This window comes from Aquimarina sp., from assembly GCF_977115655.1.
In genome coordinates, this window is sequence record NZ_CDSBKO010000001.1 from 97,082 (window position 1) to 121,974 (window position 24,893).

Genomic DNA, 24,893 nt, shown 5'->3' on the forward strand with positions numbered 1-24,893 from the left:
AAAACACTTAGAGTTAACTGTGTTTTAGTTTTAAATATGAATTACTTCGCCATAAGCATCTGCAACAGCTTCCATAACAGCTTCACTCATCGTTGGGTGAGGATGTATGGTTTTTAATACTTCATGACCTGTAGTTTCTAGTTTACGTCCCAAAACGGCTTCTGCTATCATATCGGTAACCCCTGCGCCTATCATGTGGCATCCTAACCATTCACCATACTTAGCATCAAAAATAACCTTTACAAAACCATCTTTGGTTCCTGCAGCACTGGCTTTACCAGAAGCAGAGAAGGGAAATTTACCTATTTTTAATTCATAACCAGCTTCTTTGGCTTGTTTTTCTGTCATTCCTACACTGGCAATTTCGGGAGTAGCATAGGTACATCCGGGTATATTGCCATAATCTATAGGTTCTACATGCATTCCTGCAATTTTTTCTACACAGGTAATTCCTTCGGCAGAAGCAACATGCGCCAGGGCAGGACCAGGAACTACATCTCCGATTGCATATATTCCCGGAATATTGGTTTGATACCAATCATTAACAACGATCTTGTCTCTGTCTGTAGCTACCCCTAATTCTTCTAAACCAATATTTTCTATATTTGTTTTAATACCTACTGCAGATAAAAGGATATCGGCTTCGATAATTTCTTCTCCTTTTTTGGTTTTTACCGTTGCTTTAACTCCATTACCAGATACATCTACACTTTCTACAGAAGAATTGGTCATAACTTTAATACCTGCTTTTTTGAAACTACGTTCAAATTGCTTAGAAACTTCTTCATCTTCCAGGGGAACAAGGTTAGGTAAAAATTCTACAATAGTAACTTCTGTTCCCATTGCATTATAAAAATGTGCAAATTCTACACCAATAGCTCCAGAACCTACAACAATCATTTTCTTTGGCTGTGATGCTAATGTCATAGCCTCTCTGTACCCAATTACTTTTTTGCCATCCTGAGGTAAATTAGGTAACTCTCTGGATCTGGCTCCGGTTGCAACAATAATATGTTTTGCTTCATAATCTGTTGCTTTTCCATCCGCAGCGGTAACTGTTAATGTATTGTTGGTTTTTAGCTTACCGAAACCTTCAATAACATCAATTTTATTTTTTTTCATAAGGAACTGAATTCCTTTACTCATTCCGTCTGCAACACCGCGACTACGTTTTACGACAGCATCAAAATCTTTATCAAAGTTATCTATAGTAAGTCCGTAATCTGAGGCATGCTTGAGGTATTCAAATACTTGTGCACTTTTTAATAATGCTTTTGTAGGAATACACCCCCAGTTTAAACATACACCTCCTAAGCTTTCTTTTTCAACAACAGCAGTTTTAAAACCTAATTGTGAAGCTCTTATTGCAGTTACATACCCTCCGGGGCCACTACCTAAAACGATGATATCATATGTGTTCATAAATGTCAATTTTTTGAAGTCACGAATTTAAGGATAATTAAGCTAATGAAAAAAGTATTTAGATATTCGCTAATAATAAGATTAATACAAAATCCAATAAAAAACACCAGGTTATATAAATCTGGTGTTAATTTTTAATGTTTTTTATCGAATTTGTTGTCAAAAACAGCGATAAATGTAATTTTAAGTTTTCTAAAACTCTAACCGTAATGCAGATTGCACAGCATTAAAATCTGATAAATCTACCTTGGTGTTTTTTGCAAAAGCAGAAGGTACTACTACTATTCTGAATACTTGATTTTGGGTAATATCAGCGGCAAGGGCATTTAGATCATCGCTATCCAAAATTATTTCTATACTGGCTTTGTTTTGTTGCTCATTGAAAATAAAATTGTATCTAAATGTTGCAAACCCACTTGGTGAAAAATTAAAAGTTATGGGTAGTGGTTCCCATACGTCTAAATTTCGTTGAGCGGATTCTATAGGGTCAAGAATATAAACTAATGCTACATCTGCATTAAACACTTCGACATTGTCAGGAACTAATGCTTCTACAGCAAAACCATTGGCAGCATTAAAAGTCCTGGTCACTTCAAATGTTCTTGCTATTGTATCCAGATCGACATCATCATCATTATGGCAAGAAGTAAATATTAAAGTTGTTAAAAATAGTAATGTTAAGATTTTTTTCATGAATATCAATTTTTGTTTATTAAGCTTTTTATTTTTTATCTAGGTCTATACTAACCGAGTTTACACAATACCGCTGCCCTGAGGGGGTAGGCCCATCATCAAAAACATGCCCTATGTGCCCTCCACAGTTTGCACAAACTATCTCTGTTCTAATCATACCATGCGAAGAATCTTTTATATATTCTATAGCACCCTCGATAGATGCATCAAAACTTGGCCAGCCACATCCAGAATCAAATTTGGAACTACTATCAAATAAAGGTTCTTTACACGCCATACAAATATAAGTACCTTTCTCAAATAGCATATTATATTCTCCTGTAAAAGGTCTTTCGGTTCCTTTTTGTCGCAATACTCGGTATTGCTCTTCAGAAAGCTGTGCTTTCCATTCGCTTTCTGTTTTTTTTATTGGGTATTTACTCATTTTATTTTTTATTTGGTAAAAAAGTCATAGCATCACCATTAATGCAATGCCGCATTCCTGTAGTTTCTTTTGGGCCATCATTAAACACATGTCCTAAATGTCCGCCACAAGTTCCGCAACGCAACTCAGATCTGGCATATCCCAATTTATAATCTACATCTTTATCGATACTCCCCTCTATAGCGCGATCAAAACTGGGCCATCCTGTACCACTATCAAATTTATATTTACTTTCATACAAAGGAGTATTGCACGCTGCGCAGTGAAACACACCCGAAGCATATATTTTGTTTAGAGAGCTTGAAAATGGTCTTTCGGTTCCTGCTTGTCTTAAAATATAATATTGTTCAGAGGTTAAAACCTCTTTCCATTCTGCATCAGTTTTAGAAACAGCATACCTTTTTTCTTTTTTTACTGTCTTTTTTTGGGCATTGCTTGTACAACTTATTGTTAGAACTCCTAAACATACTAAAATTAAATGTTTCATCTTTTTTTTAATAAAGTTAAATAAAAGTTTTAATCCCTCATTGAGAAGTTTATTCCCTACAAGCTTGTCTAGAAATAAAATATATTTTCGAAATCATAAATCGTTAGCTTGCTCCGAGGTTATTGATTTATTAGTCGTACAAATTTTATTTGAATAACACAGCAACAACTATTCCAAAATGAATTGTATAATTTTGTATATAACATTTGGGTCTCCCAAAATTTTTCTATGCCCTAGTTTTTCGGTTATTAATAATTCGCTGTTTTCTAGGTTATCACTGATTTCCCGGGCAGCACTGTAGTGAACGTCTACATCATTTACATCGTGTACTACCAATGTAGGGGTGGTTATTCCTTTTGCAGAAACAGCTCCCGAGTAATTATCTAAATCTTCCCCGTATTTTTTGTCAAAATACGCTTTTAAAAGCTTTCCTACCTTTTGGTTCAGGTGTAAATTTTTGACAAAATTTCGGGTAATTGCAGAGATACTGTTTGCGGTGCCTATTATGACCAGTTTTTTTATTTTCAAACCATATTTGGTTGTTCTTAATAAAGACATTCCTCCCAAAGAATGCCCTATTGCTGCTTCAAAAGGACCGTGTGTTTTTTCTAATTGATTTATAGTTTCAATAAAATATGGCAACATGCTCCTTTTACCAGGTGATTTACCATGGGCAGGAGCATCAAAACTTACGGTACTATACCCATGATTTAATAATTGATCTGCAATTTTTGATAACTGTGTACCACTCCCTGACCATCCGTGAACCAACAGGATTTTCTTTTTAGAAACGCCATAATTGTATACAATTACTTGTCTGTTAATTTTTTGTATATATATTTTTTCTTTTTTGCTCTGCTCATACATTTTTTTTTCTCTATCTGGTATTTTATAGCCAAAGGGAGTTAAAAATATCTTGGCAGCATATCTGGAAGCTAAAAAAGGAGAAGCAAAATTTAAAATTTTTGCTGTATATAAAATGGGTTTTGGAATTAAAAGTGCTTGAACAGGAATTAAATCTTTATCAATTTTTGGCATCGAATCGGTATTTATTTTGAGTGTTAAAATTAAAATAACAAAAGCTTTGGTATTAAACAATTATAAATAATTAACAGATAAGAATTATAAGTTCTGGAAATATATTTTCGTTATTCTTTCATATAACCTTCAAAAGTGCTTAGTTTTGTAGCTTATTTTAATAAAAGATTCATGGGATTACAACCCACAGAGATTGACAAAAAAGAACTATACGATTATCAGCAACGGGATATTGATAAAATATTTAGCCGATTAGAAGAATTTCCCAAAAAATATAATTTGTTGTACCAACTCCCAACAGGAGGGGGAAAAACTGTTATTTTTTCTGAGATCGTTAGGAGATATATAGAGTCTGCCAAAAAAAAGGTGGTAGTTCTTACGCATCGTATTGAGCTCTGTGCCCAAACTTCAAAAATGCTAAAAGAATTTAGTGTCAAAAATAAAATCATAAACAGTTCTGTAAAAGAACTTGACGACCAAAACGAATATATGTGTTTTGTTGCTATGGTAGAGACGTTAAATAACAGGCTGAATGAAGATGATGTAGAACTGCGTAATGTAGGAATGGTAATTATTGATGAGGCTCATTATAATTCGTTTAGAAAGCTTTTTCGATTTTTTAAAAACTGCTTTATTTTGGGGGTTACAGCAACACCGCTAAGCTCTAATATGAAGCTTCCTATGAAAGATAATTATAATGAGCTGATTGTAGGGGATACCATAAGTTCTTTAATTGAAAGTGGGTTTTTGGCAAAACCTGTAATTTATACATTTGATGTAGGTTTAGGCTCTTTGAAAATTGGTATGAATGGAGATTATACTGTAAAATCTTCTGAAGAGTTATATACTAATATGCAAATGCAGGACAAACTTTTGCATGCGTATGAAGAAAGATCTAAAGGTAAAAAAACATTGATCTTTAATAATGGTATTAATACTTCTGTTTATGTATATGAAACTTTTAGGAAAGCAGGATATCCTATCAGACATTTAGATAACACAAACAGTAAGCAAGAAAGGGAAGATATTTTGGAATGGTTTAAGAACACTGAAGATGCAATACTTACTTCGGTTAGTATTTTAACTACAGGGTTTGATGAACCTACGGTAGAAACAGTTATCCTGAACAGAGCTACAAAATCACTTACCCTGTATTTTCAAATGATAGGAAGAGGGTCCCGAATTTTACCAACAAAACAAGAATTTACTATTTTGGACCTTGGAAATAATACGGCAAGATTTGGGTTGTGGAATTCAGAGATAGATTGGCAATCCATTTTTAGGTCCCCCGATTTTTATTATGATAACTTGGTAGGGGATGAAGAGATCGAAAGAAATTTTAGATATGTGCTTCCTGATGAATTACGAAAAGAATTTGGAAATTCTAAAGACATTGAGTTTGATATAGAAGAAGAATATTCTAAAACCAAAAAATTTGGATTAAGAAGTTTGACGGTATTAGAAAACTCTATAGAGCAACATGCAAAAATGTGTGTACAAAATAGTGAAGATGTTTTTGATGCCCGAATTTTAAGCAGGCTTTTGGATAAGGATATAGAATACCGGGTGCGCAGGTATTCTTATTGTATTAGTAAAAGCACTAAAAATTACAGAGATTGGTTAGAAGAGGATTATAAACGAAAACTAAGAACCAAAATTAACCAGTTATTTATGGAAAATTAGTTCTAAACCAACTCTCCATAAATAATGATTTAAAAAACAGAGTTTTTATATTTCAATTTCTCCTGTTAAATATGGAACAGAATATCCGCTAAGAAAAACACGATCCCCATCTATTTTACAATCTAATTCTCCTTTTCGCGCCGATAATTGTTGTGCTTTAAGTGTTGTTTTATTTAATCTTTCTGCCCAAAAGGGTACTAAAGAAGCATGAGCTGATCCGGTTACTGGGTCTTCTGGCTGTATAATCCCATTTGCATCAAACACACGAGAAACAAAGTCTGCATTTCTTCCTTTTGAAGTAAGTATGATACACAAATAAGGTAATTTTTTTAGTAAACTCAGATCAGGTATTTCATTTAATACATCTTCTTCAGAGCAAAGTTCTATTATTATATCTCTTGCAGCAAAAGTGGCAATGGGTTTTGATTTTAATGCGTTAAAGACTTCATCGGGGATTTTGACAGGCGCGGGTGGTCTGGAAGGGAAATCTAATGTAATAGATCCATTTTCTTCTTTTTTAGCTTTTAAAATCCCACTTTTTGAAGAAAATGTCACTTCATTAATAGCAGAGTCTATATAATTAAAAATCACAAAAGCAGATGCCAGAGTTGCGTGCCCGCACAAATCAATTTCTGCATGTGGCATAAACCATCTTATTTCATAAATGTCTCCTTTTTTTACAAAATACCCTGTTTCTGCCAGATTATTTTCTATCGCAATATTTTGTAAAGTTTGATCGTCTAACCAATATGGTAAATGGCAAATAGCGGCTGGATTTCCTCCAAACAAGGTTTTGGTAAAAGCATCGATTTGATATATCGGAATTTTCATTTTTTTCATTTTTAATATATTTTATATACTCCTCCTGTGCCAGAGTTGTTTAGAATTTGTCTGTAAACACCTACAACATCTTCTATCTTAACCGGAAAATACCCTGCAAATTTTTTATCTTCAGGAAAAGCCCCTGCTATAGCTCCCGGAGCAACAGCATTAAGTCTTATGCCTCGGGGCAGTTCGTTTGATGCCGAGTTAACAAAACTATGTATAGCACCGTTAATCAGAGATGAACCCACAGTGTTTGGTTCATAATGTTCGCCAAGAATACCTGTTGTTAATAGTATAGAAGCATTGTCGTTTACATACTTTTGTGCTACATGAACCAAGTTTACCTGACCCATTAATTTACTTTGTATACCAACCAGATAATCTTCTTCAGTAAGATTAGAAAAAGGTTTCCATACAGCAATTCCTGCGGTATTAATTATAATATCCAATTGTGGCAACTTATCCAGTAATGCCTGTATAGATTCCTTTTTAGTAATATCAACAGGGCAGGACTTACTATTTCTATGCGCACCGTATACATAATCATAATCTGTTTTTAGATTATTATAAATGGCAGCGCCAATAGTACCTGTAGAACCTATAACCAATATTTTCATATATTCTCCAACTTATTTTTTGTTAGTTCATCTATTATATTTCCTGTATTTACAGTGTTTTTTGGTTCAATTAGCATTACAGAAACTTCTTTTTCTGCAACCGGCCTGTGTTCAGTTCCTTTAGGGACAATAACAAACTCATTTTCATGTATGTTGATGGTTTTATCCCTAAACTCCATTTTAAATTCGCCTTTAAGAACATAAAACATTTCATCTTCATTGTCATGTTTATGCCAAACAAATTCTCCTTCAAATTTTACTAGTTTTACATGTAAATCATTTATTTCACCAACAATCCTGGGGTTCCAATGATCTGAAAAAAGCGATAATTTACTCTCAATATTTATTTTTTTTAGTTCCATATAAAAAATTTTAATAATTATATATTTAATTTTATGAATATGTTTATTGTTTTTTTTTACAATATTTTATTAATAGAGTTTAAAAATTGCTGAATAACTGCTTCATTTCTTTTAAAATAGGTCCATTTACCATGTCGTGTGGTAATAAGCAAACCGCATTTTTGCATATTGTTGAGATAATGAGATATCGTTGGTTGTGATAAACCAGTTTTATCCTGAATATTTTGCCCGCATACCCCGTCATTAAAATGACCTAATTCTTTATGTGGAGGAAAATTTGCCTCAGGGTCCTTTAACCATTTTAAAATATCCATTCTTGTAGAGTTAGACAAAACTTTATGGATTTCTAGTATTTCTTTATCGTTCATTTTACAAATATATATATTTAATTTTATAAATATGATAATTGATGTAACAAAACTTGAATCCCCCCTCCTGTTACTTGCAAAAAGCTAAGCCGAAGTATAGTTACAGTTATACTTTTTAATGAAGAACTGATAAAAAAGAAATAATTTATTAGCACGATTCAAAGTTAAAATGGGATTAATATACAGGTTAGCTGTTAGAGTACTTATCTTGAGATTCATTAGAATAAATGCTTATTTACTATAAAACAGTACTTTTTTTATGCTTTTACTGTATTTGGATATAGCCAACAATACATTATTTTTGCAATATAAGTAATACATTGTTAGATTATTATGTATTTAGATTAGCTAAAATATTTACACAAATCAAATTTTCACAAGATCTAAATGATATAAGAATCTTGATACAGAACATTTTTTTTGAATGTTATAATTCGGGCTTCTTTATTATTAAACATTACTTTAAAATCTATTTTAAAAACGGGACTATTTTTATAAAGTCTCGTTTTTTTATTTTTTATTTTAAAAGAATAAAAAAATTATAGTATTCTTGCCTGCAATGAATATCATACCAAATATAGAAACAAAAAGACTTGCTGTTAAACTAAGGTTTTCTGCAGAAAAGATGGTGAAACGGCAACATCCCTGGGTATTTTCTGAAAGTATCATTAAGCAAAATGCAGAAGGAGGAGCGGGGGATATAGTTATTGTTTACGATAACAAGAAAAATATTTTTTTGGCTTGTGGGCTATATGATCCATATTCGCCAATACGTATAAAACTTATTCAATTCGGAAAATCTGCACAAATCAACGAGGATTGGTTTGTAAATAAAATAACCCTGGCTTTTGAAAAAAGAAAAGCTTTGTTAGAAACCGATACGAATAGTTACCGGTTATTGTTTGGTGAAAATGATAACCTTCCTGGTTTTATTGCGGATATATATGATACTATTTTGGTAATTAAATTATATTCTCATATTTGGATTCCTTATCTAAACCATATTGTAAAACATTTAATTACTACTACAAAGTGTGAAACTGTAGTTTTAAGATTAAGCAGATCACTACAGACAAAAGGAAATTTGTATGGGCTTAAAGATGGTAAAGTTATTTACGGTACACTAAAAAATGAAGTAGTCGTTTTTAAAGAGCATGGTGTTTTATTTTCTGCCAATGTAATTCACGGACATAAAACCGGGTATTTTTTGGATCACCGTCATAATAGAAAAAGAGTAGGGGAGCTTGCTAATAACAAAACTGTTTTGGATGTGTTTTCTTATGCAGGAGGTTTTTCGGTTCATGCTTTAAAAGGGGGAGCAACACAAGTTGCCAGTTTGGATATTAGCAAACAGGCACTTGATATGGCAAAAGAAAATGCAGCATTAAATACGCATACAGGAAAACATACTATTATTGTAGCAGATGCTTTTGATGGTTTACAAGCATGGATAAACGAGAAAAAACAATTTGATATTGTTGTAATAGATCCTCCTTCATTTGCAAAACGGGAAAGCGAAATAGATAAAGCAAAAAACAGCTATGCCAGACTGGCAAAACTTGGAGCAAAACTAGTAGCCCGCAAAGGGATATTAATACTGGCATCTTGTTCTTCGAGGGTTACGGCAGAAGATTTTTTTGCAATCTCTGAAGAAAATATCCTATCCTCTGGAAGGACTTTTACTATACTGGAAAAAACATATCATGATACAGATCATCCTATTTCGTTTCCTGAAGGTGCTTATTTAAAATGTGGATATTATAAGCTGAATTAACAGCATTAAAATATAAAAAGGGTATATGAGGTAGCAGTAATAGTTATACCATTTTAACTTTGAAACCGACCTCTAAAAAGTTTTTTTAGAACAACACACTATACAATATTAAATTATTTAGGCATCGCAATATAGGTATTGTCATTATTAACTTTAGGAAACTCTTTATTTTGCCAGCGTAATTTTGCCATTTCGATTTTTTCAATGCTAGAAGACACAAAATTCCAATATATATAGCGTTCTTCTTTAAATGGTTGTCCTCCAAATAGTAACAGATGTGTTTCGGGTTGTAAAACTACAGAACAAGTATCTTCGGTTTTAGAAACGAGCATATTACCTTCTTTAATAACGTCGTTGCAAGCTTCAATAGCCCCTTTTACAATACAAATACCGATTTCTCCTTGCAGTTCTCCCTTAATTTGCAATTCATAACGTTGTTTAGTCTTTATTTCTACCATAAATAATTGAGAGTGCACTGGTACTGGCGATGTTTTACTATATCCTTTTCCGGCAATCAGGCAAAATTCAGTCCCATTATCATTCCATCTGGGTAAACTATTAGCTTCAAAGTGATAAAATTTTGGTTCTGTATCCTCTTGTTCTTTAGGCAAAGCTACCCAAATCTGGTATCCATGAACAATAAACTCCGATGTGCCTCTAAGATTCTTTGGAGTTCGTTCTGTATGGGCAACTCCTTTTCCGGCAACCATCCAGTTTACAGATCCGGGGGATATACGCTGGTTTGTACCAGTACTATCTTTATGTTGCAATTGTCCTTCGAGCATATAGGTTAATGTCGACAAACCAATGTGAGGATGTTGATCGACATCCATATAATGTCCTTTTTTTACAGTAGTTGGTCCTATATGGTCAATAAATATAAAAGGACCAACCATTCTTTTTTTTCTAAAAGGTATAAGCCTGCCAACCAAAAAATCGCCAATATCACGACTTCGTTCCTCTATAATCAATCCTTTATTAGACATATACTTTTTTTTAAAAAATAAATACGAGCTGTAAATTTAGGTATTTCGTTTTTAGTACACATTGCAGAGTTTTATTTTGAGGCTAGCCTCAAAATAAAAGAGAAAGTTCTGTTGGAATATAAACCAAAGCCAAAATAGTCTAATTTATTTAATGAAGATTAAACGATTAATGACTAACTTTTTTACTCAAAATAATTTACTATCTTTTCCTTCATTTACAAATCAACTTGCATTATTGGTTATACAATCTGCTTTATGGAAATATTTTCTTCGTACAATGTTATTATAGAAATTTCAGTAATTATTATTTTATCTTTTATTTTTAATGGAATCGCAAAAAAAACCAATGTGCCTGCGGTATTACTTTTAATTATTTTAGGAGTTATTTTGCAATATATTCTAAAAGCTTTTGGAGGAAGTGCTGTTGATTTTTTTCCTATGTTAGAAGTTCTGGGTATTGTAGGACTAATTATGATTGTATTAGAAGCAGCTTTAGAATTAGAGCTAAAGAGTGATAAATTGATACCTATTTTTAAATCCCTTGCTATTGCTTTGATAGGCTTAATTGCTTCAGCATTTATTGCAGCAGTGATTTTAAAGGCTTTAATACCAGAAATGACAATGTTATCTGCCTGGATATATGCTACTCCGTTATCGATACTTTCCAGTGCTATTATTATACCAAGTGTTTCTTCTTTGCCTAAAGAAAAAAAAGAATTTCATATTTATGAAAGCACATTTTCTGATATTTTGGGGATTATGCTATTTTATTTTCTTGCAGGCAGATTAAATCCTGCAGAAGATGCTGGGGTTGGGGGTTTCTTTTTAAATCTTATAATCACCATCATAATTTCTTTAATAGCTAGTTATGCTATTATTTTGATATTTCAGAAAATTAAAAGTCAGGTTAAACTTTTTTTACTTATTTCTGTCTTATTATTGTTATACGCATTGGGTAAAAAAATGCATTTATCTTCTTTAATTATAATCTTGATTTTCGGATTGGTAATAACCAATATGAAGCTGTTTTTTAGCGGGAAACTAAGGACATACCTTGATCTCGAAAAGGCAAAATCCATCTATCACGAATTACATGTTATTACTGCCGAAACCGCTTTTGTTGTTCGCACTTTATTTTTTGTTATTTTTGGACTAACCATAGTGTTATCTTCTCTTTTAAGTTTAAAAGTTACTGTAATAAGTATTTTGATATTAATATCTATTTATGCGATACGATATGGTTTATTACTTCTTTTTATGGGAAAAGATATTTCTCCTCAATTATTTATAGCCCCAAGAGGATTGATTACGGTGCTATTGTTTTATGCAATTCCTGCCGAAGCTACAATTGAAGGGTTTGAACCAGGGGTGTTATTGTTTGTTATTATAGGAACCAGCTTGATAATGACTGGCGGAATGATACGGGACAAAAAAATGATTTCAACTAAATTGTCTGCAAACAAACCAGAAGAGAATATGGAAGAAACGGAATATTTTATTAATAATACTACAGATTTAAGTGAAATTGATGAGATTGCACCATCAAATGAAACCAAACCAGAGCAATGAAACGACTACATCGATTAACAGCAATATTAGTAAAACTACAATCCAAAAAAATTGTTCAAGCTGCAGAATTGGCAAGTAAATTTGAAGTTAGTTTGCGTACTATATATCGGGATATGCAAGCATTAACAGATGCAGGAGTGCCAATTGGGGCAGAAGCAGGAACAGGGTATTTTTTGGTAGACGGGTATTCTTTGCCTCCGGTTATGTTTACAGAAAAAGAAGCTAACGCCTTACTTACAGCCTCTAAGATTATAAATACAAATAATGACCAATCTCTTATTAACGAATATCAGGATGCTATAGATAAAGTAATAGCTGTTTTAAGAACAACACAAAAAGAAAAATTAAAAATTCTGGATCAGCGTGTGTTTACCTATAATCGGGAACAAATAAAACCCAGTACCTCTTTGTCTGTTATTCAACAAGCAATTACCGATTTTAGGGTTTTAGAGATCCAGTATACTACCGCGGCTAAAGAGTTTAGCAAAAGGTTAGTCGAGCCATTAGGGGTATATTTTACTAATAATACATGGATTATGATTGCGCATTGCAGGCTAAGAAATGATTACAGGGAGTTTAGAACCGATCGTATTATAAATCTTATTGAAACACAAGAGCTTTTTCCTCCAAAACATTTTAGTCTGGAAGAGTATTATAAAAAATGTGCACAAGAGTATAACTTTTCTATTTCTTCTCAAAAAACTACTGACATAGGGTTGTCATAAGCCTAACCTAGTTTTGATTATAATTCTGAATGTTTAATAATAATTATCATGATAAACCTGTTGTTTAATTGTGTAAAAGAACCTAATCAAAATCTAATGTCAGCCAATACCAAACCAAAAGCTATAGAAATAGTCTTATTCGAAATAAATCCGGGATATACAGAAAAAGAAGCTACAACGGCATTATCCTCTCTTAACGACATTATAAAACTATATTACGGTTTTATAGAAAGGATTACCGCAAAAAATGAAAATGGAAAATATATGGATATTATTTATTGGAGGGATATAAAGTCTGCTAAATCCGCAGCAGCAGATATTACTCAAAACGAAAAAGCAGCCGCTATTTTTTCAATAATAAAACCACAATCGGTGCAAATGTATCATTTTGATATATTTAATCAATTTGAAGAATAATACTTGATAATTAATTATTTTATGTTTTGTGTGCTATCATTTTTAATAAATTTGATAGCGCAGCTTTTTTGATCTAATTTTATAAAATGATACCAGAATATATTCTTAAAAGAAAAGGAGCCAGAAGTTTTAAAGATTTAGATAAAACGGTTTTGGAATATTTGAATAAAGGAAATATCCAAACAGCTAATTTAATAGAGTGGTTAGCAGTAGATCAATTAGTCTTACTTAAAAACATCTTAACAGATTTAGGAAAATTAGATTGGTATGATAGTTTTTATGAAAGTATATCTGCACAGCAAAAACCTTCAGCAAATTCTAATACCAAGATAATAGGACATACGTTTTTACAATTGACCAAAGATCAAAGTATCATAGATTATCTTTCAAATCATACCTCTGATGTACCCAGATGTTGGGCTGCACATTGGCTAGGAGTCAAAGAAACCAAAATCCATAAAAATTTAGAAGTAATTCTTCCTTTTGCTGCGGATTCTCATTTTGGAGTTAGAGAAGTAGCAATATTTGCTTCTAAAAACACTATTATTGATAACCTGGATATTGCAATAGATATTTTATCTCAATGGACATCTGATAAAGACGAGAATATCAGACGATTTGCTGTAGAGGCTACCAGACCAATAGGTGTATGGACTAAAAAAATTGACAAACTAAAAGAATCTCCTGAAAAAGCAATAACAATATTAGAACCACTTAAATCTGACGATTCTAAATACGTAAGGGATTCTGTAGGCAATTGGTTAAATGATGCCAGTAAAACAAGACCAGATTGGGTAATAAAAGTATGTAATAAATGGCAAAAACAATCTCCAACAAAACAAACAGGATATATTATAAAAAAAGCTTTGCGAACAATAGATAAATAACAAAAAAATAACCTGAGATTTACGGTTTTCACTTCTTTTGACAAAAAGAGTAATGATAATAAAAAATTTTGATTATATTTTTATTAAATAATCATTATTACTTGTTCTTTTTGAGATAATAATACTCTGTTTTTATTCCCTTTTTCATAGTTTTAAATGATTTTTACAATTACTTAAAAATCATTAAAATAATCAGGTAAATCTAGTTCATGAATATTCTTCATACAAGTTTCGAATGTTACCCTATAGCCAAAGTTGGAGGATTAGCAGATGTAGTGGGAGCATTGCCAAAATATCAAAAAAAAACAGGGCTTAACACCAGTGTAATTACTCCTTTTTATAATAATCCATATATACAAAAATCAAAGCTGGAAACGGTGTATACCAATATAATTCCCTTAGCTGAGATTACATATCCATTTTCTATAAAAAAAATAATATCCCCGGATTTAAGGTTTGATGCATATCTGGTTTATATCGAAGGGATGTTGGACAGGCCAAATGTATATAACTATAAGGACGATCCAGAACGATGTATTACTTTTCAATTAGCAGTTTTGGATTGGATATCAGGTATAGATATAGCCCCCGATATTGTACATTGTCACGATCATCATACCGGATTAATACCATTTATGATGTCTCATGCATATAAATATGAAAAATTACAAAGAATACCAACCGTTTTGACCATTCATAATGCACAATATCAAGGACAATTATCTTTTGATAAGTTGAATTATTTACCAGATTTTGATAAACAAAAAATAGGATTGTTAGATTGGGACAACTGCATTAACCCTTTGGCATCAGGAATTAAATGTGCTTGGCAGGTAACTGCTGTTTCTAACAGTTATATGCACGAATTGCAAGAAAAAGCTAATGGTTTGGAAAACCTTTTAAAGCACGAACAAAAAAAATGTGTAGGGATTCTTAATGGTATTGATACAAAAACATGGGATCCTGAAACAGATCCTATGGTTATTAAAAATTATAACAGGACCAGTGCCGTAGAAAACCGAAAAGAAAATAAAAATTGGATATGCAATCATTTTAACCTGGATACAAACAAACCCCTATTTGGTTTTATAGGAAGACTTGTTGATGAAAAAGGAGCAGATCTTTTGCCAGATATTATAAAAGAATCCTTAACCAATAACAACACTATCAATATTTTGATTTTAGGTTCTGGAAATTTAGAGACAGAAGAACGCTTACAGTCCTTGCAAAAAGAGTTTTCGGGTAAATACAATGTGTTTATAGGCTATGATGAAAAACTATCTCGTATAATATATGCCGGAGTAGATTTTTTATTAATGCCATCACGGGTAGAACCATGTGGGTTAAACCAGTTATATGCACTACGATACGGTACTATACCAATAGTAAGAAGAACAGGGGGGCTTAAAGATACAGTAATTGATATAGAAGAAAATGGCTTTGGAATATGCCATAATGATAGCTCTGTACGGGATGTTTGCCATGCTGTACAACGAGCTGTTACTTTGTACAAGGATCAAAAAAAATATGGGGAAATACAACAACAAATAATGCAAATCGATCACTCCTGGAGTCGGTCTGCGCACCAATATGTAACCATATATGAAACACTAATACAATATAAATGATCAACAAAAAAGTTCTTGCCATTATTTTGGGCGGGGGTCAGGGAACCCGATTATCTCCTCTTACAGATCAACGATCTAAACCCGCAGTATCTATAGCCGGAAAATACAGATTAGTAGATATTCCTATTTCAAACTGTATTCATTGCGATATAAAAAGGATGTTTGTACTTACCCAGTTCAATTCGGCATCGTTAAACAGACATATAAAAAACACTTATGTCTTTAGTAATTTTAGTGATGCTTTTGTAGATATATTGGCAGCAGAACAAACTCCCGATAATAAAACATGGTATCAGGGAACAGCAGATGCAGTGCGGCAATCCATGTACCAACTACTTAACCATGAGTTCGAATATGCATTGATACTGTCTGGAGATCAACTATATCAAATGGATTTTAATGAAATGCTAGACGCTCATGCTAATAAAGGAGCCGATATTTCTATAGCTACCATACCCGTTAAATCCAAAGAAGCCACACAATTCGGGATTCTAAAAACAGATGAAAACAGTTTTATTTCTTCATTTATAGAAAAACCAAGCTTAGAAAAACTTTCGGGATGGGAGTCTGAAGTAAGCCCGGATATGCAAAAAGAAGAAAGAAACTATCTGGCCTCTATGGGGATTTATATCTTTAATAAGCAATTATTAATAGATATATTATCTAATACAAATACGATAGACTTTGGAAAAGAAATTATTCCGCAATCTATAATCAAAAACAAAGTACTTGCATATCAATACGAAGGATATTGGACAGATATAGGTAATGTTCCTGCTTTTTTTGAAGCCAACATAAGTTTAACAGATGATATTCCCAAATTTGATCTGTTCAACAAAAACCATTCTGTATTAACCAGACCCAGGGTACTACCTCCTTCAAAAATTTCGGGAACCAGATTAGACAAATCCATGATTGCAGAAGGATGTATTATTAATGCCAAAGAAATAGAACGGTCTGTAATTGGTATTCGATCCAGAATAGGTAAAGATACCTGTATTAAGAATACTTATATGATAGGAGGCAATTCGTATCAGGACATGCAGGAGTTAGATAAAGATTGTGATCAAGGAATCCCCCCGATAGGAGTAGGAAATCGATGTTATATAAATAATACCATAATTGATAAAGATGCCCGTATAGGAAATGATGTTGTTATAAATGGAGGACCCCATTTGGAAGATACAGAGCAAGATGCCTATGTAATACGAGAAGGGGTTGTTGTAATAAAAAGAGGAACTGTAATCCCGGATGGGTTTAAATTATAACCAAATAAAAATATGGGTATTGTAACCTCTTATAGCCTGTTTTCAGAATTTGATATTTATCTCTTTAAATCAGGTAAACACTATCGGCTGTTTGAAAAAATGGGATCTCATCCAACTTCTATTAATGGAATATCAGGAACTTATTTTGCAGTATGGGCACCATCTGCAAAATCTGTTTCTGTAATCGGGGATTTTAATCATTGGACAGAAGGTGAGCATTTGTTAAATGTGCGTTGGGATCAATCTGGTATATGGGAAGGATTTATCCCTGACATAAAAAAAGGGGATGTTTATAAATATAAAATTCGTTCTAACCATAACGATATACAAACAGAAAAAGCAGATCCCTATGCGAGACGATGTGAGCACCCCCCAAAAACAGCCTCTGTAGTATGGGAAGATGAATATCAATGGACTGATAACCATTGGCTGCAAAAACGAAAAAAACATAATGCAAACCATGCCCCTTTTTCTGTATACGAAGTACATCTGGGATCCTGGAAAAAACATACAGAAGAAAACAGATCCTTATCTTATATAGAACTGGCAGACGAACTGGTTGCGTATGTTAAAAAAATGGAATTTACCCATGTAGAACTAATGCCGGTAATGGAGTACCCTTATGATCCTTCATGGGGATACCAACTTACAGGATATTTTGCACCAACATCCCGTTTTGGATATCCGGATGAATTTAAGCTTTTGGTCGATAAATTTCATGCCAACGATATTGCCGTTATTCTGGATTGGGTGCCTTCTCATTTCCCCGAAGACACCCATGGATTGGGGCTTTTTGATGGAACTAGCTTATACGAACACCCCGATAAAAGAAAAGGATATCACCCGGATTGGAAAAGCTTGGTTTTTAATTATGGGCGTAATGAAGTAAAAAGCTTTTTGATTAGCAATGCAGTTTTTTGGTTGGATCAATATCATATCGACGGTTTACGGGTAGATGCAGTTGCATCTATGCTTTTTTTGGATTATTCAAGAAAAGAAGGTGAATGGGAACCTAATATATTTGGTGGCAGAGAAAACTTAGAAGCAATTACCTTCATGAAAGAACTAAATGAAGAGATCTATAAAAGTTTTCCTGATGTGCAAACGATAGCCGAAGAATCTACCTCTTTTCCTATGGTTTCTAAACCAACCTATCTTGGCGGATTAGGTTTTGGTATGAAATGGATGATGGGGTGGATGCACGATACACTTCAATATTTTGCAAAAGAACCGGTATACAGGAAGCATCATCAAAATGAATTAACGTTTAGTATGACCTATGCTTTTACAGAAAATTTTATGCTCCCCCTATCTCATGATGAAGTAGTACATGGCAAAAGCAGTATTATAGGCAGAATGCCAGGCGACGAATGGCAACAATTTGCAAACCTAAGATTATTATATAGTTATATGTTTACGCACCCGGGAACTAATTTGTTATTTATGGGGGCAGAATTTGGGCAAAGAGCAGAATGGGATTTTCAACATAGTTTAGATTGGCATTTGCTTCAATATGACTACCACTCCGGAATTCAAAAGATAATCATTGATCTAAATATCTTATATAAAAACAACCCGGCATTATACGAGCAACAATTTACAATGTCTGGTTTTGAATGGATCAATTATGAAGACCATGAAAATTCTGTTATTGCCTACACAAGAAAAGGAACTAAAGAAAAGGATAACCTAATTGTAGTATGCAATTTTACTCCCGTACCAAGGACTAATTATCGAATTGGATTACCACAAAAAGGAAAGCTAGTCGAAATTTTTAATAGTGATGCTAAAAAATATAACGGAAGTGGTATTTCTAATACGGAAGAAATAAAAATTATACTTAAAAACTGGCAATACCGAAAATATGCGGCAGAAATTACAATACCACCACTAGCAACAGTGGTTTTTAAGATAAAGCAATAACATTGTGCAAGTGATTCTTTTTGGATACACTTTGCTGGTGCTTGGATAAGGTTGGAAAATTAAGACCTTGAAGGTTTTCAAAACCTTCAAGGGTCTTAAACATCAAACGTTTTCAAAACCTTCAAGGTCTTAAACATCAAACGTTTTCGTAGATTTTTCTTAATAAATACTAAAACGAATTGTTTTGAAATCAATTTAGATATTGTTCTTTTATATACCCAAACCTAATTTAAAAAAGAAGATAATTATATGATTATTAATACAGAATTAGAGCAAAAAGGAAATCTGTTTCCTGGTAAAATAATTTCCTTTTCACAAAATGTAGATAAATTAAACTTCACTACAGATAATGGAGTAATTTTACAGCTTACCATTTTAAGAGGAAGTGTTATTCGTTTTAGATATGCAACAGATGCTAATTTTGAAAAAGATTTTTCGTATGCTATTAGCGAAACTGGTGCCAGAGGATATAGCCTGTTGGAAATAGAAGAAAAGGAAAAAAAATATATTATTACTACCTCAAAAATCAGTATTCATATTTCTAAAGCCAATATTCATGTAACCATCTGTGATATAGATAACAATGTTATCTGCAAAGATGATTGGGGTTTTCATTGGGAGCAAAGTCATGAATATGGGGGGAATATTGTAAAAATGAGTAAATCTGCACCACAAGGAGAATGTTATTATGGTCTTGGAGACAAACCAATGCACCTTAACTTAAAAGGAAAACGTGTGCAAAATTGGGCGACAGATCAATATGCTTTTGGCAAAGATCAAGACCCTTTATATAAAAGTGTCCCTTTTTATATAGGTATGTATGAAGAAAGAGCTTATGGGATTTTTTTTGACAATACCTTTAAAACCTTTTTTGATTTTTGTCATGAAAGACGTAATGTAACCAGTTTTTGGGCACAAGGAGGAGAAATGAATTATTATTTCTTTTACGGTCCCGATATGCAAGAAGTAATTACCCGATATACCGATCTTACAGGAAAACCAGAACTACCACCTTTATGGGCACTGGGGTATCACCAATGTAAATGGAGCTATTACCCGGAAAGTAAAGTAAAAGAAATAGCCAATAAATTCAGAGAACTTCAAATCCCTTGCGATGCCATTTATTTAGATATTGACTACATGGATGGTTTTCGGTGTTTTACATGGAATAAAGAACATTTTCCAGATCCAAAAAGAATGGTTTCTGAACTAATGGAAAAAGGTTTTAAAACTATAGCTATTATAGATCCCGGGATTAAAATTGATGATGATTACTTTGTTTATAAAGAAGCTTTAAAGAAAGATTATTTTTGTAAAAGAGCCGATGGCCCATATATGCGAGGAAAAGTATGGCCTGGGGAATGCTTTTTTCCGGATTTCACAAACCCAAAAGTTAGAGAATGGTGGGCAGGGTTATTTAAAGAAATCATAGGAGAAATAGGGGTAAAAGGAGTATGGAACGATATGAACGAGCCCGCAGTAATGGAAGTGCCAGAAAAAACTTTTCCTAATGATGTGCGGCATAATTATGATGGCAATCATTGTAGCCACAGAAAAGCACATAATATTTATGGCACCCAAATGGCAAGAGCAACTTATGAAGGCGTAAAACGGTTTGCATACCCAAAACGACCTTTTATTATTACCAGATCTGCATATTCTGGGGCACAACGATATACCTCTTCATGGACAGGTGATAATGTAGCAACCTGGGAGCATCTCTGGATAGCTAACATTCAGGCACAACGTATGAGCATGAGCGGTATGTCTTTTACAGGTAGTGACATTGGTGGATTTGCAGAACACCCAACAGGCGAATTGTATGCCAGATGGATTCAACTGGGGGTATTTCACCCTTTTTGCCGTACACATTCCTCTGGGGATCATGGTAATCAAGAACCATGGACTTTTGGCGAAGAAATAATAGATGTAACCAGAAAGTATGTAGAATTACGATATCAATTACTACCATATTTATATACCATGTTTTGGGAATATGCAGAATTTGGCATTCCTATGTTAAAATCCTTAGTGCTTTTCGATCAAAAAGATCCACAAACACATTACAGAACAGACGAATTTGTTTTTGGAAACCAAATTTTGGTATGCCCGGTACAAGAACCAAATGCCAAAGGCAGAAGAATGTATATCCCAAGAGGAAATTGGTATAATTACTGGACCGGAGATTATACAAAAGGAGGGATGGAACAATGGGTAGATGCTGATCTGGATACTATTCCATTATTTATAAAAGAAGGAGCTATACTACCTAAATATCCAATACAACAATATGTGGGAGAAAAGAAAATAGAAGAATTAAAATTAGAAGCTTATTATTGTTTAGGAAACAAAGAAGTATCCAAAGTATATGAAGATGCACAAGATGGCTATGATTATGTCAAAGGAAGATTTAGTCTGAGAAGTTTTTCATTTACAGGAAAAGAAAATGAGGTAATTATACAACAACATAAAGACGGTAGTTATATCACCGGATATGAAACAATGCAGATAAAATTTATAGGGCTTCCTTTTAAAATTCATGAAATAGAAATTGACAATGTTGTTGTTTCTTTAGAAAGTGTAAATTTTGATAAAGAAAACAATATTATAATAGTTCCAAAAGATTTTACAGAATTACATATTGTATCTGCATAGATGCATTTTATCGATCATTAAAGTAATATATAGATATTTTAAAAGAATATTATAAAATGTTTTAAATGGTAGTCGGTAATTTTTGTAATTTTAACGAAATGAATATTTACAAGAAAGTATACTATATGAACACACGAAAATTTATAGTTATAACAGGAACCATAATGCTATTTATGTCTTGTGCTACCAATCCGTTTACTGGTAAGCAAACGTTGGCATTAGTACCTAATTCTCAGATATTACCAATGGCTTTTCAGCAATATAATCAATTTTTGGGGGAAAATAAGGTAGTTAAAGGGACATCAGATGCCGAAATGGTTACCAGAGTTGGACAAAAAATAGCAAAAGCCTCAGAGCGTTGGTTAAATGCTAATGGATACCAGGGATATCTTAAAGATTATAAATGGGAGTATAATCTTGTAGAGGATAAAACGGTAAATGCCTGGTGTATGCCTGGAGGTAAAATTGTAGTATATACAGGGATTTTACCAATTGCAAAATCAGAAACCGGTGTTGCAGCAATAATGGGGCATGAAGTTGCCCACGCATTAGCAAATCATGGTCAGCAAAGAATGAGTGCCGGTCAGATCCAGCAAGTAGCAGGAGCAGCAACAGCAATTGCAGTAAGCGGAAAAGATTCAAAAACACAACAAATAGTTGGTACTGCATTTGGCTTAGGCAGCCAGTTTGGTGTAATGTTGCCTTTTAGCAGAAGTCATGAAACCGAAGCAGATCGTATAGGATTACAACTAATGGCTATTGCAGGATATAACCCAGATGAAGCTGCAGAATTATGGAAAAGGATGAAAGCAAATAGCGGGGGTCAGGCACCAGCAGAGTTTATGAGTACGCATCCATCAAATGATACCCGTATTGCTAATCTTACTGCATGGTCACCTGCAGCAAAAGCCGAAGCCAGAAAATTTGGGGTAACAACTTTTAAATAATTGTAAAGCATATATAATCTTAAAAAATTATACTTACTTTAGAAGCTGTTCTGAGCATACTCAGAACAGCTTTTTTGTGTTGTTTAGTTAAAAAGATGTTTGAAGTTAAACGCTTTAAATAAGAAAACTATATAAATTCTATTGTAAATGAGTAAAGTACTACCAAAAGGACATAAAAAATTACTAAATGCATGGGCATTTTATGATTGGGCAAATTCAGTATACAACCTAACTATTTCTTCTGCGGTATTTCCTATTTTTTGGGGAGCATTAACCATTGTCAGAAACGACGAAGGAAAAATAGTTAATGATACCGTACGTTTTTTAGGTTTTGACTTCAATAATGATTCTTTGATAAGTTATGTAACCGCCTTAGCATTCTTAACGGTATCTATAATTAGCCCTTTGCTTTCTGGAATAGCAGATTATATAGGTAATAAAAAGAATTTTTTAAAGTTTTTCTGCTATTTGGGTGCATTGTCCTGTATAGGGTTGTATTGGTTTAGTTTAGAGCATCTTTGGTTTGGTTTGTTATGCTATTTTTTAGCATTAATTGGTTTTTGGGCCAGTTTGGTTTTTTACAATTCTTATCTGCCGGATATCGCATTTCCAGAACAACAAGATGCAATTAGCGCAAAAGGATATTCTTTGGGATATGTAGGTAGTGTAATTCTTTTGATTATTAATCTAATTATGATTTTAAAATATGATTGGTTTGGCTTTGAAGATGAAGGAATACCAACCAGGTTATCTTTTATAATGGTAGGAGTATGGTGGATTGGTTTTAGCCAGTACACCTATTATTACCTTCCAAAAGGCAATAAAAAAGACGTATTAACTAAGGCAGTTGTCTTTAATGGTTTTAAAGAACTAAAGATGATATGGAAAGCCCTTCAGAAAGATGTAAGGCTTCGCAGATATCTAAGCGCCTTTTTTGTATATAGCATGGCAGTACAAACCATCATGCTTATTGCAACCTATTTTGGAATCGAAGAACTCGATTGGGGAGAGCAAAATGCAACCACAGGATTAATTATAAGTATTTTACTAATTCAGTTAGTAGCAGTGCTTGGAGCAATACTAACATCCAGAGCATCTTCAAAATTTGGAAATATAAAAACGCTTATTGCTATTAATTTTATTTGGATAGCAATTTGTGTATATGCATATACCATAACAACCCCGTTTCAATTTTATATTACAGCAGCAGTGGTTGGATTAGTTATGGGAGGAATACAAGCGTTATCCAGATCTACATATTCTAAATTTTTACCTAAAGATGCTGTAGACACCGCCTCTTATTTTAGTTTTTATGATGTAGCAGAAAAAATAGGTATTGTAATCGGCATGTTTTCTTATGGTATTATTGCCCAAATTACAGGAAGTGTTAGATATTCAATACTTTTTTTAGTTCTCTTTTTTATCATAGGTCTTGTCCTATTATTCAGAGTACCAAGAAACAAGGTTATATAGTAAATTATCACTTTTGATTTAGGCTAATTATTTTTGTAATAGAGACAATCAATAAAGTATTTTCTTGTTAATATTGCAGGCAATAAAAGAATATTTCTTTTATTTTAAATTCAGCTGATAAAGGTGCGTTTCATCGAATTTCAATGTTAATATTTCTAATATATATTTATTTAATTAGAAATATAATAATCTTTGAAACGTTAACATTATTAGCTATTTTTATGAAACAAAATTTATAACCATGAAAAAACTTATTTTACTGATTGCAGTAGTACTATTGGCTTCTTGCAATACTACACAACAAACTGTTATTGCAGCCAAAAAAACATTAAAAGGGGAGTGGTCTCTGGATAAAATCTCTTATGATCGTCAGGGTATTTTTGATGTTAAACTTTATAATGATGCTACTGCAGAATGTTTTACGGGTAGTGTTTGGAAATTTATTCCCAATAATAATACAGGAATATACAATGTAAATCAAAGTAGTTGTGTGTCTACAGGAGCAAGAAACTTTAGATTTACGATCCCAAAACCAGAAGGAGACGGAGAATATTATTTTATGTTCAAACCTATCGATGAAAAGAAAAAGAGCACTAACAATAATGCCGGATACAGAATGGCTTTGCAACATCTGGATGATACTACTATGACTTGGGCAATGACCGTAAGTTTAGAAGGAAAACCTTTTGTGATTACCATGAATTTTAATAAAATACAATAAA

General features: G+C 32.9%; 23 protein-coding genes. 13 read left to right on the plus strand and 10 right to left on the minus strand.

Annotated elements, in window-relative coordinates:
• Positions 1-30 precede the first annotated feature (30 nt).
• The 5 genes from lpdA to ACZIYX_RS00415 form a co-directional block, all read right to left on the minus strand.
• Positions 31-1,422, minus strand: coding sequence for a dihydrolipoyl dehydrogenase (gene lpdA, locus ACZIYX_RS00395; protein ID WP_462680204.1), 1,392 nt, complete (start codon positions 1,420-1,422; stop codon positions 31-33).
• A gap of 192 nt (positions 1,423-1,614) precedes the next feature.
• Positions 1,615-2,115: a hypothetical protein gene (locus ACZIYX_RS00400; RefSeq protein WP_462680205.1), complete on the minus strand. Its 501-nt coding sequence runs from the start codon at positions 2,113-2,115 to the stop codon at positions 1,615-1,617.
• Between the two features lie 28 nt (positions 2,116-2,143).
• A complete protein-coding gene (gene msrB / locus ACZIYX_RS00405) occupies positions 2,144-2,539 on the minus strand; it encodes a peptide-methionine (R)-S-oxide reductase MsrB (protein WP_462680206.1) in 396 nt (131 codons plus the stop codon).
• 1 nt (position 2,540) lies between these two features.
• On the minus strand, positions 2,541-3,026 hold the full coding sequence (msrB, locus tag ACZIYX_RS00410; protein WP_462680207.1) for a peptide-methionine (R)-S-oxide reductase MsrB: 486 nt from the start codon (positions 3,024-3,026) through the stop codon (positions 2,541-2,543).
• Between the two features lie 168 nt (positions 3,027-3,194).
• Positions 3,195-4,064 carry an alpha/beta hydrolase gene (locus ACZIYX_RS00415; protein ID WP_462680208.1) on the minus strand — a complete coding sequence of 290 codons (870 nt, stop codon included), beginning with the start codon at positions 4,062-4,064 and terminating at the stop codon, positions 3,195-3,197.
• A 171-nt stretch (positions 4,065-4,235) separates the two neighbouring features.
• On the opposite strand from ACZIYX_RS00415, the gene ACZIYX_RS00420 reads away from it, so the two are divergent.
• On the plus strand, positions 4,236-5,747 hold the full coding sequence (locus ACZIYX_RS00420) for a DEAD/DEAH box helicase (RefSeq protein ID WP_462680209.1): 1,512 nt from the start codon (positions 4,236-4,238) through the stop codon (positions 5,745-5,747).
• A gap of 45 nt (positions 5,748-5,792) precedes the next feature.
• Here the strand turns inward: ACZIYX_RS00420 and ACZIYX_RS00425 are convergent, their stop codons facing one another.
• The 4 genes from ACZIYX_RS00425 to ACZIYX_RS00440 are packed head-to-tail and all read right to left on the minus strand — an operon-like array spanning position 5,793 to position 7,919.
• Positions 5,793-6,578, minus strand: a complete 786-nt coding sequence (locus ACZIYX_RS00425) for a PhzF family phenazine biosynthesis protein (RefSeq protein WP_462680210.1) — start codon at positions 6,576-6,578, stop codon at positions 5,793-5,795.
• 11 nt (positions 6,579-6,589) lie between these two features.
• On the minus strand, positions 6,590-7,189 hold the full coding sequence (locus ACZIYX_RS00430) for a short chain dehydrogenase (protein ID WP_462680211.1): 600 nt from the start codon (positions 7,187-7,189) through the stop codon (positions 6,590-6,592).
• Positions 7,186-7,551 carry a cupin domain-containing protein gene (locus ACZIYX_RS00435; RefSeq protein WP_462680212.1) on the minus strand — a complete coding sequence of 122 codons (366 nt, stop codon included), beginning with the start codon at positions 7,549-7,551 and terminating at the stop codon, positions 7,186-7,188. The genes ACZIYX_RS00430 and ACZIYX_RS00435 overlap by 4 nt, the downstream gene beginning before the upstream one ends.
• Before the next feature lie 56 nt (positions 7,552-7,607).
• Complete coding sequence (locus tag ACZIYX_RS00440) at positions 7,608-7,919, minus strand: ArsR/SmtB family transcription factor (protein ID WP_462680213.1); 312 nt, start codon at positions 7,917-7,919, stop codon at positions 7,608-7,610.
• A gap of 559 nt (positions 7,920-8,478) precedes the next feature.
• Here ACZIYX_RS00440 and ACZIYX_RS00445 point away from each other — a divergent pair.
• A complete protein-coding gene (locus tag ACZIYX_RS00445; RefSeq protein WP_462680214.1) occupies positions 8,479-9,693 on the plus strand; it encodes a class I SAM-dependent rRNA methyltransferase in 1,215 nt (404 codons plus the stop codon).
• A 113-nt stretch (positions 9,694-9,806) separates the two neighbouring features.
• On the opposite strand, the gene ACZIYX_RS00450 is transcribed toward ACZIYX_RS00445, so the two are convergent.
• Positions 9,807-10,679 carry a pirin family protein gene (locus ACZIYX_RS00450; protein WP_462680215.1) on the minus strand — a complete coding sequence of 291 codons (873 nt, stop codon included), beginning with the start codon at positions 10,677-10,679 and terminating at the stop codon, positions 9,807-9,809.
• 255 nt (positions 10,680-10,934) lie between these two features.
• Between ACZIYX_RS00450 and ACZIYX_RS00455 the strand changes: the two genes are divergently transcribed.
• The 11 genes from ACZIYX_RS00455 to ACZIYX_RS00505 all read left to right on the plus strand — a co-directional run bounded on the left by ACZIYX_RS00455 (position 10,935) and on the right by ACZIYX_RS00505 (position 24,892).
• Entirely contained in the window at positions 10,935-12,248 is a 1,314-nt protein-coding gene (locus tag ACZIYX_RS00455; protein WP_462680216.1) for a cation:proton antiporter domain-containing protein, read from the plus strand.
• The gene (locus ACZIYX_RS00460; protein WP_462680217.1) at positions 12,245-12,973 is read left to right on the plus strand and encodes a helix-turn-helix transcriptional regulator; all 729 of its coding nucleotides are present in this window, start codon (positions 12,245-12,247) and stop codon (positions 12,971-12,973) included. Before ACZIYX_RS00455 ends, ACZIYX_RS00460 begins: the two co-directional genes overlap by 4 nt.
• A 48-nt stretch (positions 12,974-13,021) precedes the next feature.
• Positions 13,022-13,390 (plus strand): hypothetical protein, encoded by a 369-nt coding sequence (locus ACZIYX_RS00465; RefSeq protein ID WP_462680218.1) that lies wholly within the window; start codon positions 13,022-13,024, stop codon positions 13,388-13,390.
• Positions 13,391-13,476: 86 nt separating this feature from the next.
• Positions 13,477-14,277, plus strand: coding sequence for a DNA alkylation repair protein (locus ACZIYX_RS00470; protein WP_462680219.1), 801 nt, complete (start codon positions 13,477-13,479; stop codon positions 14,275-14,277).
• 209 nt (positions 14,278-14,486) lie between these two features.
• Positions 14,487-15,905, plus strand: a complete 1,419-nt coding sequence (locus ACZIYX_RS00475; RefSeq protein ID WP_462680220.1) for a glycogen synthase — start codon at positions 14,487-14,489, stop codon at positions 15,903-15,905.
• Complete coding sequence (locus ACZIYX_RS00480; protein ID WP_462680221.1) at positions 15,902-17,173, plus strand: glucose-1-phosphate adenylyltransferase; 1,272 nt, start codon at positions 15,902-15,904, stop codon at positions 17,171-17,173. The genes ACZIYX_RS00475 and ACZIYX_RS00480 overlap by 4 nt, the downstream gene beginning before the upstream one ends.
• 12 nt (positions 17,174-17,185) lie before the next feature.
• Positions 17,186-19,096: a 1,4-alpha-glucan branching protein GlgB gene (gene glgB / locus ACZIYX_RS00485; RefSeq protein WP_462680222.1), complete on the plus strand. Its 1,911-nt coding sequence runs from the start codon at positions 17,186-17,188 to the stop codon at positions 19,094-19,096.
• Positions 19,097-19,345: 249 nt separating this feature from the next.
• Positions 19,346-21,751, plus strand: a complete 2,406-nt coding sequence (locus ACZIYX_RS00490) for a glycoside hydrolase family 31 protein (protein ID WP_462680223.1) — start codon at positions 19,346-19,348, stop codon at positions 21,749-21,751.
• A 125-nt stretch (positions 21,752-21,876) separates the two neighbouring features.
• Positions 21,877-22,698, plus strand: a complete 822-nt coding sequence (locus ACZIYX_RS00495) for a M48 family metallopeptidase (RefSeq protein ID WP_462680224.1) — start codon at positions 21,877-21,879, stop codon at positions 22,696-22,698.
• Between the two features lie 147 nt (positions 22,699-22,845).
• Positions 22,846-24,171, plus strand: coding sequence for an MFS transporter (locus ACZIYX_RS00500; RefSeq protein WP_462680225.1), 1,326 nt, complete (start codon positions 22,846-22,848; stop codon positions 24,169-24,171).
• A 241-nt stretch (positions 24,172-24,412) separates the two neighbouring features.
• Positions 24,413-24,892 carry a lipocalin family protein gene (locus ACZIYX_RS00505; protein WP_462680226.1) on the plus strand — a complete coding sequence of 160 codons (480 nt, stop codon included), beginning with the start codon at positions 24,413-24,415 and terminating at the stop codon, positions 24,890-24,892.
• Position 24,893: the final 1 nt, after the last annotated feature.

Excerpts from the sequence above, each read along its gene's own strand:
- lpdA (WP_462680204.1), bottom strand. The coding sequence starts at position 1,422 with ATGAACACATATGATATCATCGTTTTAGGTAGTGGCCCCGGAGGGTAT.
- ACZIYX_RS00400 (WP_462680205.1), bottom strand. The coding sequence starts at position 2,115 with ATGAAAAAAATCTTAACATTACTATTTTTAACAACTTTAATATTTACT.
- msrB (WP_462680206.1), bottom strand. The coding sequence starts at position 2,539 with ATGAGTAAATACCCAATAAAAAAAACAGAAAGCGAATGGAAAGCACAG.
- msrB (WP_462680207.1), bottom strand. The coding sequence starts at position 3,026 with ATGAAACATTTAATTTTAGTATGTTTAGGAGTTCTAACAATAAGTTGT.
- ACZIYX_RS00415 (WP_462680208.1), bottom strand. The coding sequence starts at position 4,064 with ATGCCAAAAATTGATAAAGATTTAATTCCTGTTCAAGCACTTTTAATT.
- ACZIYX_RS00420 (WP_462680209.1), top strand. The coding sequence starts at position 4,236 with ATGGGATTACAACCCACAGAGATTGACAAAAAAGAACTATACGATTAT.
- ACZIYX_RS00425 (WP_462680210.1), bottom strand. The coding sequence starts at position 6,578 with ATGAAAATTCCGATATATCAAATCGATGCTTTTACCAAAACCTTGTTT.
- ACZIYX_RS00430 (WP_462680211.1), bottom strand. The coding sequence starts at position 7,189 with ATGAAAATATTGGTTATAGGTTCTACAGGTACTATTGGCGCTGCCATT.
- ACZIYX_RS00435 (WP_462680212.1), bottom strand. The coding sequence starts at position 7,551 with ATGGAACTAAAAAAAATAAATATTGAGAGTAAATTATCGCTTTTTTCA.
- ACZIYX_RS00440 (WP_462680213.1), bottom strand. The coding sequence starts at position 7,919 with ATGAACGATAAAGAAATACTAGAAATCCATAAAGTTTTGTCTAACTCT.
- ACZIYX_RS00445 (WP_462680214.1), top strand. The coding sequence starts at position 8,479 with ATGAATATCATACCAAATATAGAAACAAAAAGACTTGCTGTTAAACTA.
- ACZIYX_RS00450 (WP_462680215.1), bottom strand. The coding sequence starts at position 10,679 with ATGTCTAATAAAGGATTGATTATAGAGGAACGAAGTCGTGATATTGGC.
- ACZIYX_RS00455 (WP_462680216.1), top strand. The coding sequence starts at position 10,935 with ATGGAAATATTTTCTTCGTACAATGTTATTATAGAAATTTCAGTAATT.
- ACZIYX_RS00460 (WP_462680217.1), top strand. The coding sequence starts at position 12,245 with ATGAAACGACTACATCGATTAACAGCAATATTAGTAAAACTACAATCC.
- ACZIYX_RS00465 (WP_462680218.1), top strand. The coding sequence starts at position 13,022 with ATGATAAACCTGTTGTTTAATTGTGTAAAAGAACCTAATCAAAATCTA.
- ACZIYX_RS00470 (WP_462680219.1), top strand. The coding sequence starts at position 13,477 with ATGATACCAGAATATATTCTTAAAAGAAAAGGAGCCAGAAGTTTTAAA.
- ACZIYX_RS00475 (WP_462680220.1), top strand. The coding sequence starts at position 14,487 with ATGAATATTCTTCATACAAGTTTCGAATGTTACCCTATAGCCAAAGTT.
- ACZIYX_RS00480 (WP_462680221.1), top strand. The coding sequence starts at position 15,902 with ATGATCAACAAAAAAGTTCTTGCCATTATTTTGGGCGGGGGTCAGGGA.
- glgB (WP_462680222.1), top strand. The coding sequence starts at position 17,186 with ATGGGTATTGTAACCTCTTATAGCCTGTTTTCAGAATTTGATATTTAT.
- ACZIYX_RS00490 (WP_462680223.1), top strand. The coding sequence starts at position 19,346 with ATGATTATTAATACAGAATTAGAGCAAAAAGGAAATCTGTTTCCTGGT.
- ACZIYX_RS00495 (WP_462680224.1), top strand. The coding sequence starts at position 21,877 with ATGAACACACGAAAATTTATAGTTATAACAGGAACCATAATGCTATTT.
- ACZIYX_RS00500 (WP_462680225.1), top strand. The coding sequence starts at position 22,846 with ATGAGTAAAGTACTACCAAAAGGACATAAAAAATTACTAAATGCATGG.
- ACZIYX_RS00505 (WP_462680226.1), top strand. The coding sequence starts at position 24,413 with ATGAAAAAACTTATTTTACTGATTGCAGTAGTACTATTGGCTTCTTGC.